Here is a 15778-nt window from a genome sequence, read left to right as displayed (position 1 = left end):
TATGTTCTATTAAATAATTTTTATCTCACCTTAATTTTTCTCACATGAAAAACAGATTACATTTTAAAAGTGTGATGCGCTCCGTTATGTTGGGAGCGGCGGCAGTAACCTTTTCCTGTACCTTCACCGCCTGCGATAATGAGTCGGGCGACGTGGCAGAACCAGTGGCAGAATTCCAGGCCGAAAGTCAGAATGGTGCAATTATCGCTGGCAAGTACATTGTTGTATATAAGGATGGTGCCAGCCTCCGCGCAAGTGAGGCTGCCTCTTACGAGCAACGTGTGGAGATGGTGCGTGACTTCAGCAAAAACATCATGGCTGAGAACGGCATCAGCAACTTTAAAGTGGAGCAGGCTTACGGCCAGGCTATAAAAGGTGTGGCTGTGGAGATGTCTGCTGAGGAGGCTTCGAAGCTTCGCCAGGACCCGCGCGTGGATTACGTGGAGCCAGACAGAATCGTGATGCTGGCTAAGCCAGGCACAGGTGGTGGCGGCGGTTCTGCCGGCCAGACAGTGCCTTACGGTGTTACGCGTGTTGGCAGCGGAAGCGGAGCCGGTAAAACTGCCTGGGTGATCGACTCCGGCATCGACCTGGACCACCCAGACCTCAACGTAGACGTGGCTAGAAGTATAACTGTATTCACCTCTGGCAGAGATGCCGGCTCGGCTGATGACGGAAATGGCCACGGCACGCACGTAGCCGGTACTATCGGTGCTAAAAACAACACGGTAGGGGTGCTGGGTGTGGCCTATGACGCTACTGTGGTAGCCGTTAAAGTGCTCGACTCGCGCGGTAGCGGTTCCTACTCGGGTGTGATCGCCGGTGTGGATTATGTGGCTGCCAACGGTAAGTCTGGCGATGTGGCCAACATGAGCCTTGGCGGACCTGTTTCGCAGGCCCTGGACGACGCTGTGGTAGCGGCTGCCTCTAAAGGCATTAAGTTTGCCCTGGCTGCCGGAAACGAGAGCACGCATGCCAACAACTCATCCCCGGCCCGTGCCAACCATGCCAACATTTACACGGTGTCAGCGATGGACGCCAACGATCGTTTTGCTTCGTTCTCTAACTATGGCAACCCGCCGGTAGACTACTGCGCTCCAGGAGTGAGCATCAACTCTACCTGGAAAAGCGGAGGCTACAACACCATCAGCGGCACGTCTATGGCGTCTCCGCACGTGGCTGGCCTGCTGTTGCTGGGCAACATCGCCACGGATGGGTATGTTAACGGCGATCCGGATGGTAACGCAGATCCGATTGCGCACCGCTAGGTACGTATAAGTTTAAAGTGAGCTTTTGAAAGGGCGGCCTCAGGCCGCCCTTTTCTTGTTTACAGCTTCTTGCGCATGACGTAATCGTTCATCCAGTAAGGGCCGATCGGGATGTCCTCCTGCTGATGCACCTGGTAGCCGCAGCGCTCATAAAAGCCCTTGGCCGGATTGTGGCGGTTCACGTTCAGGTCAAGCAGGGTAGCTCCCGATAGCTTTACCTCTTGCTCCACGGCCTGCAGCAACGCCTTTCCGTAGCCTTTGCCCTGCGTTTGGGGCAGCAGGTAGATCTTGTTCAGTTTGTATGCCTTGGCAGCCTCGTCTTTAACCGAGAAAGCAGCAAAACCAACAGGCTTTCCGGATTCCTCCAGAATTAGAAACGTCTGCCCCTCCTGCATCTGTCTCTCCAGTGCTTCCCGGGAGTAGATCACCTCAAACATATAGTCAATTTGCTCCTTAGCAAGGATGCTGCCGTACGTTGGCTCCCAGGTGGCCGCAGCCAGTTGCATCAGTAACGGGAGATCGTTGGCGGTGGCCTGGCGGATAAGGGGGCTTCTGCTCATAAGAATACATGTAAACGCTGTGTGCAAGATAAGGGCTGCAGGTATAAATGCCAACGCGCCCGAGACTTTCAACTCCACCCCGAAACCTTATCTTTGTCAGGGCAAGCGCGTATCAACACAAAAAGCAGAAAGTATGAGAGCAGTATACTTAGAGGATATCAACAAGCCATTTACGATAATAGACACAGCCAAACCCACGGCCGGGCCCGGCGAGGTGGTGGTGCAGGTGAAGGCTGCCGCCCTGAACCGCCGCGATGTATGGATACAGAAAGGGCGCTACTTCATCAAGAAATACCCCGCCATACTTGGCTCCGATTGCGCCGGGGTGGTGGCAGAACTGGGCGAGGGCGTGGATAAGATGTGGCAGGGACAGGAGGTGTTCGTAGACCCAGCCACCGATTGGGGTGATAACCCACGGGCACACTCGGAGAAGTTCAGGATACTGGGCATGCCGGAGAACGGAGCCTTTGCCGAGTATGTAAAGGTGCCGGCTGCCAACCTGTACCAGAAGCCGCTGCACCTGAGCTTCGAGGAAGCTGCCGCCCTGCCGCTGGCCGGCGTAACGGCGTACCGCGCGCTGTTCACCAAGTGCCAGCTGCAGCCCGGCGAACGGGTGCTGGTAACGGGGGCAGGAGGGGGCGTGGCCTTGCTGGCCATACAGTTTGCCCTGGCCGCCGGCGCCCAAGTATGGGTTACGTCAGGGGCGGAGGAGAAAATCGGCCTGGCCAAAGACCTGGGCGCAGCCGGAGGTATAAACTACAAAACCGAGAACTGGGGCAAGCTGCTGAAGGAGCAAACCGGCGGCTTTGATGTGCTGATCGACAGTGCGGCCGGCGAGGGTTTTGTGCAGCTGGTGAAGCTGGCCAGGCCGGGCGGGCGCATCGGTATCTATGGCGGCACCACCGGCCTGATCGGGCAGCTAAACCCGGCGGAGCTCTTCTGGAAGCAGCTCTCTATTTTCGGTAGCACCATGGGCACCGCCCAGGATTTTGCCGACATGGTAAAGTTTGTGGAGGAGAAGGAAATTCGGCCGGTGGTGGACATCGTGTACCCGCTGGAGAAAGTGGAGGAGGCCATGCGTTACATAGAGGCCGGGAAGCAGTTTGGCAAGATCGTGCTGCAGGTGGGGTAGATCCCGTGCCTGGCAGCTTAGTTAAAAGTATAAGTGAAGTCCTCCCTAACAGGAGGACTTTCTTTTTGCTATATTAGAGTATGAAGAAATTCTCCCTCATCGGCCTCGCGCTGATTTTGCTAAGTATAAGTATAAATGCTATGGCACAGAACTCTGCCCAAAAGGTGCTGCGGCAGCAAACCGAGGAACAATTAAAAGATATTGTTAGCCGCTCACCGGCCGTTACCGGGCTCGTGGCCGTAGATCTTACCTCAGGCGATACGTTCTCCTTTAACCCGGACGTGGTGTTTCCGCAGGCCAGTGCGATTAAAATTCCCATCCTGATGAACGTGTACCAGCAGGCGCACGAGGGAAGGTTCTCGCTTTCTGATATAAAGAAAGTTTCCCCCGCGGATGTGGTGGGAGGAACCGGAATCCTGAAAGACCTGAAGACAATCCCGTCTACGAGCATTTATGACCTGGGCGTGCTGATGATCACGCTGAGTGATAACACCGCCACCAATTCGCTCATCGACCTGGTCAGTATGAAGGAGGTAAATGCCATGCTGCGATCACTGGGGGCAAAGCAGACGCTGGTGCAGCGCAAGATGATCAACGCGGCAGCCTCTGGCAGGGGCGAGGAGAATCTGTCAACTCCGGCCGACGCGGCCAGGATACTGCAGCTGTTCTACAAGGGCGAGTTCATCGACAAAGCCACTTCCGAGGAGATCATGTCTATACTTAAAAGAACAGACCGCCAGACGAGCAGGTTGGCCGCCGGCCTTCCCGAAGCGGTGCCAATAGCCTTTAAGCCGGGTGTGCTGAATGGTGTTTCTACGGAGTGGGCGCTTGTGCTGCTACCTGAGCGACCCTATGCGGTGGCGGTAATGGAAAGCTATAAAGTGAAGGGGCAGTCGGAAGATACGGTGGAACAGCTGTCAGAGGTGCTTTACCGGTATTTCTGGCGCATGGGCAATGCCACCCGCTACGGCACCTACGTAGATCCGAAGCTGATTAAATAGGAGGCCGACTTTATACTTTAATTAAACTTTATACTTGGGTTGTCATGACGAGATATTTCACTTTCCTGCTGCTCATACTTAGTGCTGCGCTGTGTGCGCCTGTACTGGCCCAGAAGCAGCAAAGCCCGCTGGCGGGAAAGATTATCTGCCTGGATGCCGGGCATGGCGGAACGGCTGCGACAGACAGTTACCGGGCAGGCCCTGCCGGCGAGCGGGAAGAGTGGATAAACCTGCGGGTGGCGCTACTGCTGCAAGAGATGCTGGAGGAGAAAGGAGCCAGGGTGCTGATGACGCGCAGGGCAGATGATAACATTCCGCTGGCAGACCGCGCCAGGCTAGCGGTGGAGAACCAGGCAGACGTTTTCCTGTCGGTGCACCACAACGCCACGGCAGACCCGGAGGCGAACTTTCCGATCATCTATTTCCACGGCAACGCCTCTGAGAACCAGGCGAGCGTGGCTTTAGGGAGGGATGTGGCACAGGCGCTTTCGGCACACTTGTATAAGGGCAACACACCGGTGAGTCTGGTGTCGGACCATACTATTTTCGCGGGGGCCGGCACCAAAGTGCTGCGCGATACCTACGGCATACCCGGAGTGATTGCGGAAGCGTCGTTTTTCACCCATGCAGCGGAGGAGAAGCGGCTGAAGAAGAAAAAGTATAACCGCAGGGAGGCGCAGGCTTATGTGGCAGCGCTGGAAGCGTTCTTCAAAAAGCCGACGCCAGCTATTGCGCCTAAGAACTCAGCGGTGAGCTTCCCGCCCTTCAGGGCGTTTCAGGAGGCCGAGCGCATGAGCGAAACCGCGAAGCTTTGGTATCAGGATTACCGGGAGGGGCTTGAGCTGATGAAGAGGAATGACACGGCCTCTTGGCAGCAGGCCTATGAGCTGTTCACCCGATCCGCCCGCTCGTTCCCTGATTCCTATGTGGCGGAACAGTGTCATGAAAACAGAGCTATCCTTTTAGAGAAGTTAGGCAGAGTCAAAGAGGCAGAGCAGGAGGCCTTGCGGGCACAAGAACATTATGTGCAGGTAGCCGCACACTAATTCCAGTTATCATACCTAACCAATCGTACTATAAACTATACTATACTTTGATGAAACTACTTGTAGGATTATGGCGAAGAACAGCCGTAAAGGCGGGCGCCGTTAGCTTGTGCTTGCTGAGTGCCTGTGCCGGGCAAGCCTTCCAGATTCAGGAGAAACCGATCGTTTTTGACGAGGAACGGCAGCAGCTTTCGCTGGAGTACATGGAGGCCCGGTATAACATGAAGCAGGACGCGCCTTACATTCAACCAAAAATGATCGTGCTCCACTGGACGGCCATTCCCACGCTGGAAAGGTCTTTTGCGGCCATGAACCCGACGCTGTTGCCGGGTGCCCGTACCGAGATCGGCGCTGCAAGTAATCTGAATGTGTCGGCCCAGTTTCTGGTAGACCGGGACGGTACCGTTTACCGCCAGCTCCCGGATACTGCCTTTGCCCGCCACGTGATCGGCTTGAACCACTGTGCCATCGGCGTGGAGAACGTAGGAGGCGGCAAGGAAGGCATGACCAAAGCCCAGCTAAAAGCCAACGAGGACCTGGTGCGCTACCTGAAAAGCAAGTATGACATCGAGTACCTGATCGGGCACTACGAGTACCAGGACTTTGAAGGCCACCCGCTCTGGAAAGAGGTGGATGCCGGCTACAGAACCAAAAAAGTGGATCCGGGCGAGGATTTCATGCAAAAGATACGGGAAAGGGTAAAGGACCTGGGGCTGAAGGGATCGCCGAAGTCTTAAGGTTTAAGTTGTGGGAGGCTGACTTTGTTTTTTGCAGTGCCGGGTCCAACTGCCCTTTTCCCGAAGTAAGACCGGGATCCGAGGCTTGGCTATGGAGGGGAGTTCTGCCTACTCTTCCACTTGTCATTCTGTTAAGAATCTTGATGGAAGGGAGGTGAAGCTGCAGCTACAAAGTATAAATTGCATAGCTGCTGGTGTAGCGCGGACAGGTCGCGACCTGTCCCTACAAAGTATAAACCCACCCCTGAGAGCTACGCTCGCTAGCTCAAAACTCACGTTTTGGCTAGTCCAGAGGAGGGGAATTATCCGCAGGCGATCATCATCCCCCTGCCCCCTTCGAAGGGGGACTTGGCTGAAGCTTCATCAGCCGTGCTATCGAATCTGTTCCCAGTCCTCGGGTTGAGCGCCTTGTGAGATTCCGGTGCCGAACGTGAGTGAGGCATTGCGACGTTAGGAGCAAAGGAAGGGAACACAGCGCGATGCCCTTATCGAGGGCCCCTACCCCCAGGACGAGCCCTCTCGGGCTGGAGAGCACCAAAGTATGAAATGCAACGGTAGGTTTGTGGGAACTACAGGATCGGCGGCGGCTAGAAAGTATAGCTTGCCTCAAGTGGAAGGAAGCAGCGGCTATGCAAGTACAACGGAGTATAGCTCAAGTTTAAAGTATAGCCAAAGTATAACCCAAGTATAAGTATGGCTTTTCAAGCCAGTAGGGTTGCAAACCCAACAAATTAAAAGACACGGGCTGCAAGCCCGCGCCAGCGGAAGGGAAGATGTTTGAGAAGTATAAATGGAGTATAAAATCCTGCTCATCTCTTCATCCTGAAAATCCCGATGCAGACAAGTATAAAAGTACAGCCAAAGTATAAAAAGGCACAAGCGGACGCTTGCGCCAGAGAAGTATAAAGTATGGCTTGCGCAAGTATAGGAATATAGCAAAAGCATAAGTTTGGCAGCGACTATGGTACGACTGCTGACGCAAGTATAAAAAAGGGAGGCGGGCCAATCAGCCCGCCTCCCTTTTTTATACTTTTATACTTCCTGTCTATTGGTTCTCCTGTTCCAGCAGATTCAGCAGGAAGGCATACTGCAAGGCAGTCTCCTTGTAGCGCTGGAAACGGCCGGAGGCACCGCCGTGGCCGGCCTCCATGTTGGTGTGCAGCAGCAGCATGTTGTCGTCCGTCTTCATCTCGCGCAGCTTGGCTACCCACTTGGCCGGCTCCCAATACTGTACCTGCGAGTCGTGGAGGCCGGTGGTCACGAGCATGTTCGGGTATTCCTTGGCCTCTACGTTGTCGTAGGGCGAGTAGGAGAGCATGTAGTCGTAGTACTCCTTGTTGGCCGGATTGCCCCACTCATCAAACTCTCCGGTAGTCAGCGGAATACTCGTGTCGAGCATGGTGGTCACCACGTCCACAAAAGGCACGGCCGCAATCACGCCTTTGTAGAGCTCCGGACGCATATTCACCACGGCACCCATCAACAGTCCGCCGGCGCTGCCGCCCATGGCAAACAGTTTATCCGGGTTAGTGTACTGCTGCTCGATCAGGAACTCTGAGGCGTCGATGAAGTCGGTGAAAGTGTTTTTCTTCTTCAGCAGCTTACCGTCCTCGTACCATTTCCGGCCCATCTCCTGCCCCCCGCGGATGTGGGCGATAGCGTAAACAAAGCCGCGGTCGAGCAGGCTGAGGCGCACGGAGCTGAAGCCGGGGTTCATGCTGTTGCCGTAAGAGCCGTAGGCGTAGAGCAGCGTTGGGTTGTCGCCGTTCAGGGCAAGGCCTTTGCGGTACACCAGCGAAACCGGGATCTTGGTACCGTCGTCGGCAGTGGCGTAGATGCGCTTGGCCTCGTAGTTGTTCGGGTCGAAATTGCCTACTACCTCATCGCGCTTCAGCAGCTCACGCTCCTTGGTCTGCATGTTGAAGTCGTAGGTGGAGTAGGGGGTGGTGAGCGAGGTATAGCCGAAGCGCAGCTCCTTGCTGTCGAAGTCCGGGTTGTTGCCGATGTAGGCGGTGTAGGCCTCTTCCTCAAAATCAATGTAGTAATCGGTCTTGGGGTCTTTCCAGCTTCTGACACGGATCTGGGTGAGGCCGTTTTTGCGCTCCTGCAGCGTTAGGTAGTCCTTGAAGATCTCGATGCCCTCCAGCAGCACATCCTCGCGGTGCGGCAGCAGCTCTTTCCAGTTCTCCTTGCCCGGCTTGTTTACCGGCGTTTGCATCAGCTTAAAGTTCGTGGCGCCATCTTTGTTGGTCACGATGTAGAAGTTGTCACCGAAGTGGTCCACACTGTACTCCAGGCCACGCTCCCGCGGCTGTATCACCTTAAATTTGCCGTTGGGATTGTTGGCGTCCAGAAAGCGGTACTCCTGCGCCATCGTGCTGTGGCTGCCGATCATGATATACTTATCGGACTTGGTCTTGAACACGTAGGTGCTGAAGGTCTCATCAGCCTCGTGGAAGATTTCCTGGTCCTGGGCGGCCGGGGTGCCCAGGGTATGCCTGAAGATCTTGAAAGAGCGCAGGGCCGGATCCTTTACAGAGTAGTAGACGGTCTTGTTGTCGTTGGCCCACACGGCGCCGCCCGTGGTGTTGGGGATAACGTCCGGCAGCAGCTCGCCGGTTTGCAGGTTTTTAAAGCGGATGGTGTACTGGCGGCGGCTCACGGTGTCCTCGCCGAAGGCCAGCAGTTGGTTGTTCGGGCTCACGCTCAGGCCGGCGGCGGCGTAGTAGCTCTTGCCCTCGGCACGCTCGTTGGCGTTGAGCATCACCTGCTCCTTTGCCTCCATGCTACCCTGCTTGCGGGCATAAATCGGATACTCCTTGCCTTCCTCGTAGCGCACAAAGTACCAGTAGCCGTTGTCTTTGTAAGGCACCGAGGCATCGGTCTGCTTGATGCGGCCCACAATTTCGTCGTAGAGCTGCTGCTGCAGTTGCTCGGTATGGCCCAGCATTTTCTGGGTGTAGGCATTCTCCGCGTTTAGGTAATCGATCACCTCCTGGTCTTCGCGGTCGTTGAGCCAGTAGTAGTTGTCGATGCGAGTGTGGCCGTGGGTGGTGAGTTCCTTGGGCTCTTTTTTGGCCACCGGTGGCTGCGGCGCGCTGGGTTCAGCGGCTGTGGCCTCGGTCGTGGCCTGCGCAGGGGCAGAGGTGGCGTTGCCCGTATTACTGGAGGAGCAGCCGGAGCCCGCCACCAGGCAGGCGACCAGAAGCGATGCCGAGGCGGCCGCTTTGGACTTAGGGTATTTCATAGGATGATTCGTTAGTTTTATACTTGTCCGGCAGCAGGCGCTGCTACGGGTGTTTAAATTTATATAAAATCTCCGGCAAACAAAATAAGTATAAAGTTATGCATGCCGAGTTCTTTTTTAGTAACTTGAGCCAATCACAGACCTTAAAGCAAAGTATAAACTATGGCCACACAACAAGAATTCGAGCATGCTGTAGCGAAGTCAAAAACCCTAAGCGAGCGCCCCAGCAACGATGTGCTGCTGAAACTTTACGCCCTGTACAAGCAGGCCACTGAAGGCGACGTAAACACCGAGCGCCCGGGCGGCTTTGACTTTAAGAACATCGCCAAGTGGGATGCCTGGAAAAAGCAGGAAGGCAAAAGCCCGGAAGAGGCTCGCGCAGAGTATGTACAGTTTGTAGACCAATTGGTGGGCTAGCCTTAGCTACCCTCCCCACAGGAAAGCCGCGCCAGGTATGGTTGCGGCTTTTTTATTGCCTTTGCTGGAGCCAACAGCTGGCATGCTGCACAAGAGGCCGCGAGGCAGGGGGTAAGTAGTAGAAGTGCTAACAAGTAAACAAATTATTAGATATCTTATACTTATGCGTTGTTTTGTCGTATACCTGCTGAGATATAGCAAGATAAGTATATCTGACTCACTCCCATTCTACCATCTTAACTGAAATTCTATGAAGAAAAGCTACTTCTTGAAGCTGCTACTGCTGCTTTGGGTGCTGCCGTTTGCCTTGCTTGCTCAGACAAACGTAAGCGGCACCGTAACCGATGCCGGCGCCGGCACCCCTCTGCCCGGCGTCAGTGTGATCGTGGTAGGAACTACCACAGGCACTACCACTGATGCACAGGGAAATTACATGATCGCGCTGCCTGCAGGTGCTAACAAACTTACGTTCTCGTTTCTGGGGTATGTGCCGCAGACGCGGGAGGTCTCTTCGAACATGACAAAACTCGACGTGCAGCTACAGGAAAGAACCACCAACCTGCAGGAGGTCGTGGTGACCGGCCTGGCTACTACCGTGAAAAGGGCTAACGCCGCCAACGCCGTGACTGCCCTGAATACGAAGGAGCTTGTGGGTACCACCAACCCGCAGACTTTGGACGGCGCCATTAGTGGCAAGGTGGTTGGAGCCAATGTGGTAACCAGCTCCGGTGCACCGGGTGGTGGTATCTCGGTGAAAATGCGCGGTATCACCTCCATCTTCGGCGAAGCGGAGCCTCTCTATGTTATCGACGGCATCATCATGGACAACTCCTCGATCTCGAGCGGTCTGAATGCCGTGACGGCGGCCAGCACCCAGGGCAACACCTCGACCCAGGACAACCCATCTAACCGCATCGCGGACCTGAACCCGGACGATATCGAGAGCATCGAGTTCCTCAAAGGAGCTTCTGCCGCGGCTATCTATGGCTCTCTGGCCTCAGCGGGCGTGGTAGTGATCACTACCAAGCGCGGAGCCGTGGGCAAAACGGTGGTGAACTTCTCTCAGGACGTTGGCGTGGCCACGGTATCTAACCTGCTGGGAATGCGCCCGCTTACGGAGGAGCGCGTACGCTCTACCTACAACAACAATGAGGCGATTCTGCAAATGTTCCGGGAGGCCCGGGATGCCGGGCGGTTGATAGACTACGAAGAGGAGCTTTACGGCAACGAAGGGATGCTCTACACCACGCGCTTGAACGTGAGCGGTGGAGACGACAAGACCCGCTTCTTTGTGGGCGGTTTAATACAGGATGAGGAGGGGATTATCAAGAACACCGGGTATGAGAAGAAGTCGCTGCGCTTTAACCTCGATCATACCATCTCCAAGCGTTTCGATTTTAGCCTGAGCACCAACTATATCAACTCCTCCGCCGACCGCGGCCTCACCAACAACGATAACGCAGGCGTTTCCTACGGGGTGGCTTTATCTTCTACGCCGAGCTTTGCGAACCTCTTCCCCGACGAGAACGGCATTTACCCCAACAACCCCTTTGCCTCCTCTAACTTTCTGCAGACCCGCGACCTGATCACCAACAATGAGCTTACCAACCGTTTTATTGGCGGCCTAACCGTAAACGCCTACCTGCACGAAACTGATAAAACTTCTACCAAGCTGGTGCTGCGCGGCGGACTGGATTTTTACAATCTTAAGACCAGAGCGATTTTCCCAAGCCTGCTGCAGTTCCAGTCTAACGGCAACGGCACCAACGGCGCCTCTATCCAGGGCAACAACTATAACCTGAACACCAACTTTGCGGCTTTCCTGGTGAACAACCTTAACCTGGCCGATAACACCTTGTTCCTGACAACCACGGTAGGCGCCACACGCGAGAACTTTAACCAGGACCAGACGCTGAACGTGGCCACCCAACTGGTAGAGGGACAGACAAACCTCGACCAGGCGGGGGCGCTCGATATCTCGCAGACCCGCTTGATCGAACGGAACAAGGGCTTGTTCTTTCAGGAGGAGGTGAACTTCCGCGACCGCATTATTGCCACGGCCGGCCTGCGCCTGGACAAGTCGTCCAACAACGCAGACCCGAACGAGTTTCAAGCCTTCCCGAAGTTCTCGCTTGCGCTGAACGTGGCTAACTTCGACTTCTGGAACGTGGAGGCCGTGAGCCTGCTGAAGCTGCGCAGCGCCTATGGTGAGGCGGGGGGCTTCCCTCCGTTCGGGGCAAAGTATACTTCTTTCGTTCCTTCCAACATAGGTGGCACGCCAGGTGTCATCATCGCCTTGCAGCGCGGCAACAGTAACATTGAGCAGGAACGCCAGAAGGAGCTGGAGGCGGGTATAGACCTAGGCCTGTTCAATAGCAGGGTAATTTTGGAGGCGACCGTGTACAACAAGCAGGTAGAGAACCTGATCTTGTTTCAGAACACTGAGCCTTCCTCCGGCTCTACCACACGGGTTGTGAACGGTGGTGAACTGCGCAACAGAGGTATAGAGTTGGCTCTTAACCTGATTCCGTTGGAAACCCCTAGCCTGAAATGGGACTCGAAGACGAGCTACTGGGTAAACCGCTCCAAGATCACGCAACTCGACATTGAGCCTTTTGCGCTGGGCGCCTTTGGTAGCGGTTACGGAACCTACTTTATAGAAGAGGGAGCATCGGCCACCCAGATTGTGGGGGCAACGGCAGACGGCGAGGTCCGAAAGATCGGCGACGCCACGCCGGACTTCCAGATGAACTTCCACAACTTCTTTACCATCAAGCAGAACCTGACTTTCTCGTTCCTGCTCCACTGGAAGAAGGGAGGGGACAACGTGAACCTGACGCAGCTGCTTTTCGACGCCAGCGGTACCTCGGCAGACTACGACGAGGATGACGACGGCGACGGCGTGATCAACGGAGAGGACAGGCTTAGCTCCGGCACTGCCGAGACGTGGGTGCAGGATGCCTCTTACCTGCGCCTGCGCGAAATCGGCCTTTACTATACTATCCCGAAATCAGCGTTGAGCACCGTGTTCGGCAACCTGCTGCAGAACGTGCGCGTGGGAGCCTCTGCCAACAACCTGTTCACTATCACCGACTATTCTGGCTATGATCCGGAAGTATCCAACTTCGGCAGCAACGGCCTGTCTACAGGTGTGGACGTTACTCCGTTTCCGCCCTCCAAGCGCTACTTCTTCCATTTATCTATTGGCTTTTAATCAAAAGGACCCACCATGAAAAGATATAGAAAACTAACGACCAACGTTCTGGGCTTGCTGGCACTGTGCCTAACCCTGCCCGCCTGCGAAATTGACGACGTACCGGACCCCAACAACTCTACGATTGAGGACATACGGGAGAACACCACCGTGGGGCAGCTTAACAACCTGGTGGTGGGCGCTGAGTCGGGCATGCGTAACAGCTTGGGCACCTACTACGATGCGGTGAGTGTGATAGGCCGGGAGGTGTACCGCTTCTCCGCCTCAGACCCCCGCTTTACCACCGATCTGCTGGGTTCCGGCAGCAACGTGTTAAACAACAACACCTTCTATATTACTAACCCCTGGTCCAGCAGGTACCGGGTGGTGAAGAACCTGAACGTGTTGCTTGACATCTTGAGCGATAACAGCATGGTGAGCGCGGGCAAGATAACGGAAGCGCAGCGGCAGGGATACTTGGGGTTCGCGAAAACTATTAAAGCGCACCAGTTGCTGCTGAACCTGACCATGACTTATGATAACGGTATACGGATAGACGTGAACGACCCCGACAACCTAGGGCCGGTAGTGGGCAGGGAAGAGGCGCTGGCTGCCATTACGGCGCTGTTGGACGAGGCGAAAGGCCATTTGGAACAGGCCGGAGACAGTTTCCTGTTCCCGCTGTCCAGTGGCTTTGCCGGGTTCAACACGCCTGAAACGTTCCTGCAGTTCAACAGAGCCCTTGCTGCAAGGGTGTCCGTGTACAGGGAGAATTGGACTGAGGCCCTGGAAAACCTGGAGGCGTCTTTCTTCGACCTAAACGGGGAATTTGACAGAGGCGTGTACTATATCTTCGGCACAGGTGCAGGCGATCAACTCAACCCGCTTTACTACCCGCAGAATGCGGCGGGGGAGGTGCGTGTGGCACAGCCAACCTTTATCTCGGATGCCACGCCGGGGGATGACCGTCTGTCCAAAGTGTCGCAGCGGGCGCAGGCTGCCACCCAGCGGGGCCTTAGCGGCGCATACGATGTATGGGTGTACAAGAGCAATACGGCCCCAGCGCCTATCATCCGCAACGAGGAACTGATCCTTATCTACGCTGAGGCCAACATTCAGACGGGTGATTTAGAAGAGGCGGTGAATGCACTGAACATCATTCGCACAAGGCATGGCTTGCAGCCATACGGCGGGCCTGTTACCCAGGCGGCGCTGATCGATGAAATGCTCTACCAGCGCCGCTACTCGCTGTTCTTTGAAGGGCACCGCTGGATAGACGTGCGCCGTTACGACCGCCTGGACGAACTGCCCGTGGACCGTGAAGGGGATGACGTGTGGGAGCGTTTCCCGATTCCGTTTGCCGAGAACATTTAGAGACTGAAGTATGAGGCATAAAAAAGGAGCCGTTAGCGGCTCCCTTTTTATTTTCTTTCCTTCCAGGTGTGGCTGCAGTTATAACAAGTATAGCGCCGGCTCATAAACGGCATCGGGATGCCGAGCTCACCTACGTTGTCGGAGCCGCAGTTGGGGCAGACGAGGGCCCGTGGCTGCTCCTGCACAGGCGATGCCATGTCTATACTGTCGTAATCGAACTGGCTGGAGCCCTCCTGTATGCGGGCAAGTATGGCCTTGGCCTCCATCACGTCACCCTCAGTCACTTTCAGCTTCACGCCCCCGACGGCCACGGAGTAGAAAGGGTGCACGCCCACAATGTGCTCATCTCCCAGAAAACAGAGGATGCCCTCTGCCTCCAGGCGACCCTTCAGGATGTGAGCCTCCGTGAGTTCGTTAAACGTGGCGATGGTTACCAGGCGCTCAGCCATACGTATAGGCGTTATTTTTTAGGGGGAAGGTCAAAGGCCTCAGCGTTGTGCTCAAAGTGCCCTTTGTGGGAGCCATCGCAGAAAGGCTTGTTCTTAGACAGGCCGCAGCGGCAGATGGAAACGAGCGTGCGCCCGCCCAGGCCATAGGTGTTCCCGTCTTTGTCTACAATCTCAAAATCCTCGCCCTCCACTCGGAGCGATCCGTTGTTGTTTACTGTTATTTTCGTTTTTGCCATGGTGTTAGGTTGTTTCGTACCCCAATATACTCTATTTCCGGGGATATCTCTGCATTAACGCCGGGGCTGCCATGGATGGTATACAAACAACAGCGGCTCCGGGCATTCGCCCGGAGCCGCTGTTGTTTGTATACCAACCTGTGGTATTAGTTGCTGTACAGGTACTTATACGTCTCGCTCTTGCCATCCGGCGATACCACGGTTTGCGTTAGCGGGTAGCCACGCTCATCATAGGTGTAGCTGTAGCTGTACTTGTAGGTCTTCTTGCTGTTGTGCACCGCTGTAGAGGAGGCCACCAGGTTGTTGGGGCTGCTGGCAGCGCCAGGCTCCGCCAGCGTATGGAACGGGTTCACACTGGAGTCGTAGGAGTTGGTGGTGGTGGAGAACAGCTTGGCTTCCTTCTTGTCGTCTATCACGTACTGCTTCTCCTGGATGTAGTTGCCGTTTGGCAGTACCTCAAACTTCGTGTAAGACTTCAGCTTGCCTTCCCCTTCTCCGTCCTTTCCTTCAAAGATCGATTTTTTCTCAAGCTTGTTGTCTGCGTTGTACTCATAGGTGGCGTAGGCGGTGTACTCCAGCTTGCTGCCGCTGTAATAGGCCATGCTGCTTTTGGTGAGCTGGCCACTGGTGTTGTAGGTAAAGTCCTGCTCCGATAGCAGGGTCTTGCTGCCGCCGGTGTACGTGCTGCTTTTCAGGATGCGCCCCTTCGAGTCGCGCTCAAACTTTTCAAAGCTCTCCAGGTCGCCTGTCTCCACGTCGTAGTGGTTTACCTGGCTCAGCTGCTTGCCTGCAAAGTTATAAGAGGTTACTTCGGCAGAGTCTGCCAGAATGTGGGAGATCATTCCCTGCTCCAGCTCCGGCTGGATCGAGTCATTTTCCTGCTTCTCGCAAGAGCTAAACGCTACCACGCCTAACATCAGCATAGCAGGCATAAATTTGTTTCTCAGGTTCATTGGGCTAAAAGTTGATTTGATGAAACAATACTTGCCGGAAGCCTTCGTCCCGTAAGTCCCACTGAGAACGCAATCCTTTTTTAAATAATTGCACTTGTCCTGAATAAATATTCAGAGGTTAGGTTCTTTGTATATTCCATACTTGCTCTAAGTATTTGTTAAACA

At 55.1% G+C, this 15778-nt stretch carries 13 protein-coding genes; 8 read left to right on the top strand and 5 right to left on the bottom strand.

From position 1 onward, the window contains the following. The first annotated feature begins 44 nt into the window (after nt 1-44). Nucleotides 45-1268: a S8 family serine peptidase gene (locus tag OH144_RS13000; protein ID WP_266202677.1), complete on the top strand. Its 1224-nt coding sequence runs from the start codon at nt 45-47 to the stop codon at nt 1266-1268. A gap of 59 nt (nt 1269-1327) precedes the next feature. On the opposite strand, the gene OH144_RS12995 is transcribed toward OH144_RS13000, so the two are convergent. Continuing rightward, on the bottom strand, nt 1328-1828 hold the full coding sequence (locus OH144_RS12995; protein ID WP_266202676.1) for a GNAT family N-acetyltransferase: 501 nt from the start codon (nt 1826-1828) through the stop codon (nt 1328-1330). 133 nt (nt 1829-1961) lie between these two features. On the opposite strand from OH144_RS12995, the gene OH144_RS12990 reads away from it, so the two are divergent. The 4 genes from OH144_RS12990 (at nt 1962) to OH144_RS12975 (ending at nt 5744) form a co-directional block, all read left to right on the top strand. After that, on the top strand, nt 1962-2960 hold the full coding sequence (locus tag OH144_RS12990) for a zinc-binding dehydrogenase (protein WP_266202675.1): 999 nt from the start codon (nt 1962-1964) through the stop codon (nt 2958-2960). 80 nt (nt 2961-3040) lie between these two features. Then, complete coding sequence (locus OH144_RS12985) at nt 3041-3961, top strand: serine hydrolase (protein WP_266202674.1); 921 nt, start codon at nt 3041-3043, stop codon at nt 3959-3961. A gap of 44 nt (nt 3962-4005) precedes the next feature. Then, on the top strand, nt 4006-5007 hold the full coding sequence (locus tag OH144_RS12980) for an N-acetylmuramoyl-L-alanine amidase family protein (protein WP_266202673.1): 1002 nt from the start codon (nt 4006-4008) through the stop codon (nt 5005-5007). 50 nt (nt 5008-5057) lie between these two features. Continuing rightward, a complete protein-coding gene (locus tag OH144_RS12975; protein ID WP_266202672.1) occupies nt 5058-5744 on the top strand; it encodes an N-acetylmuramoyl-L-alanine amidase in 687 nt (228 codons plus the stop codon). A 1045-nt stretch (nt 5745-6789) separates the two neighbouring features. Here OH144_RS12975 and OH144_RS12970 read toward each other — a convergent pair. Then, nucleotides 6790-8991: a S9 family peptidase gene (locus OH144_RS12970; RefSeq protein ID WP_266202671.1), complete on the bottom strand. Its 2202-nt coding sequence runs from the start codon at nt 8989-8991 to the stop codon at nt 6790-6792. 162 nt (nt 8992-9153) lie between these two features. Between OH144_RS12970 and OH144_RS12965 the strand changes: the two genes are divergently transcribed. From OH144_RS12965 to OH144_RS12955, 3 genes are all read left to right on the top strand, one after another. Beyond that, a complete protein-coding gene (locus tag OH144_RS12965; RefSeq protein WP_266202670.1) occupies nt 9154-9408 on the top strand; it encodes an acyl-CoA-binding protein in 255 nt (84 codons plus the stop codon). Nucleotides 9409-9658: 250 nt separating this feature from the next. Then, nucleotides 9659-12622 (top strand): SusC/RagA family TonB-linked outer membrane protein, encoded by a 2964-nt coding sequence (locus OH144_RS12960; protein WP_266202669.1) that lies wholly within the window; start codon nt 9659-9661, stop codon nt 12620-12622. Between the two features lie 15 nt (nt 12623-12637). Then, nucleotides 12638-13975: a RagB/SusD family nutrient uptake outer membrane protein gene (locus tag OH144_RS12955; RefSeq protein ID WP_266202668.1), complete on the top strand. Its 1338-nt coding sequence runs from the start codon at nt 12638-12640 to the stop codon at nt 13973-13975. Nucleotides 13976-14022: 47 nt separating this feature from the next. Here the strand turns inward: OH144_RS12955 and OH144_RS12950 are convergent, their stop codons facing one another. From OH144_RS12950 to OH144_RS12940, 3 genes are all read right to left on the bottom strand, one after another. After that, nucleotides 14023-14424, bottom strand: coding sequence for a putative signal transducing protein (locus OH144_RS12950; protein ID WP_266202667.1), 402 nt, complete (start codon nt 14422-14424; stop codon nt 14023-14025). A gap of 11 nt (nt 14425-14435) precedes the next feature. Beyond that, nucleotides 14436-14660 (bottom strand): CDGSH iron-sulfur domain-containing protein, encoded by a 225-nt coding sequence (locus tag OH144_RS12945; protein ID WP_266202666.1) that lies wholly within the window; start codon nt 14658-14660, stop codon nt 14436-14438. A 146-nt stretch (nt 14661-14806) separates the two neighbouring features. After that, the gene (locus OH144_RS12940) at nt 14807-15613 is read right to left on the bottom strand and encodes a hypothetical protein (RefSeq protein ID WP_266202665.1); all 807 of its coding nucleotides are present in this window, start codon (nt 15611-15613) and stop codon (nt 14807-14809) included. Between the last annotated feature and the right edge of the window lie 165 nt (nt 15614-15778).

The sequence above is a fragment of the Pontibacter kalidii genome, from assembly GCF_026278245.1.
Classification (GTDB): domain Bacteria; phylum Bacteroidota; class Bacteroidia; order Cytophagales; family Hymenobacteraceae; genus Pontibacter; species Pontibacter kalidii.
The sequence above is the reverse complement of the archived record's forward strand: the minus strand, read 5'-3'. Positions and strand labels throughout refer to the sequence as shown.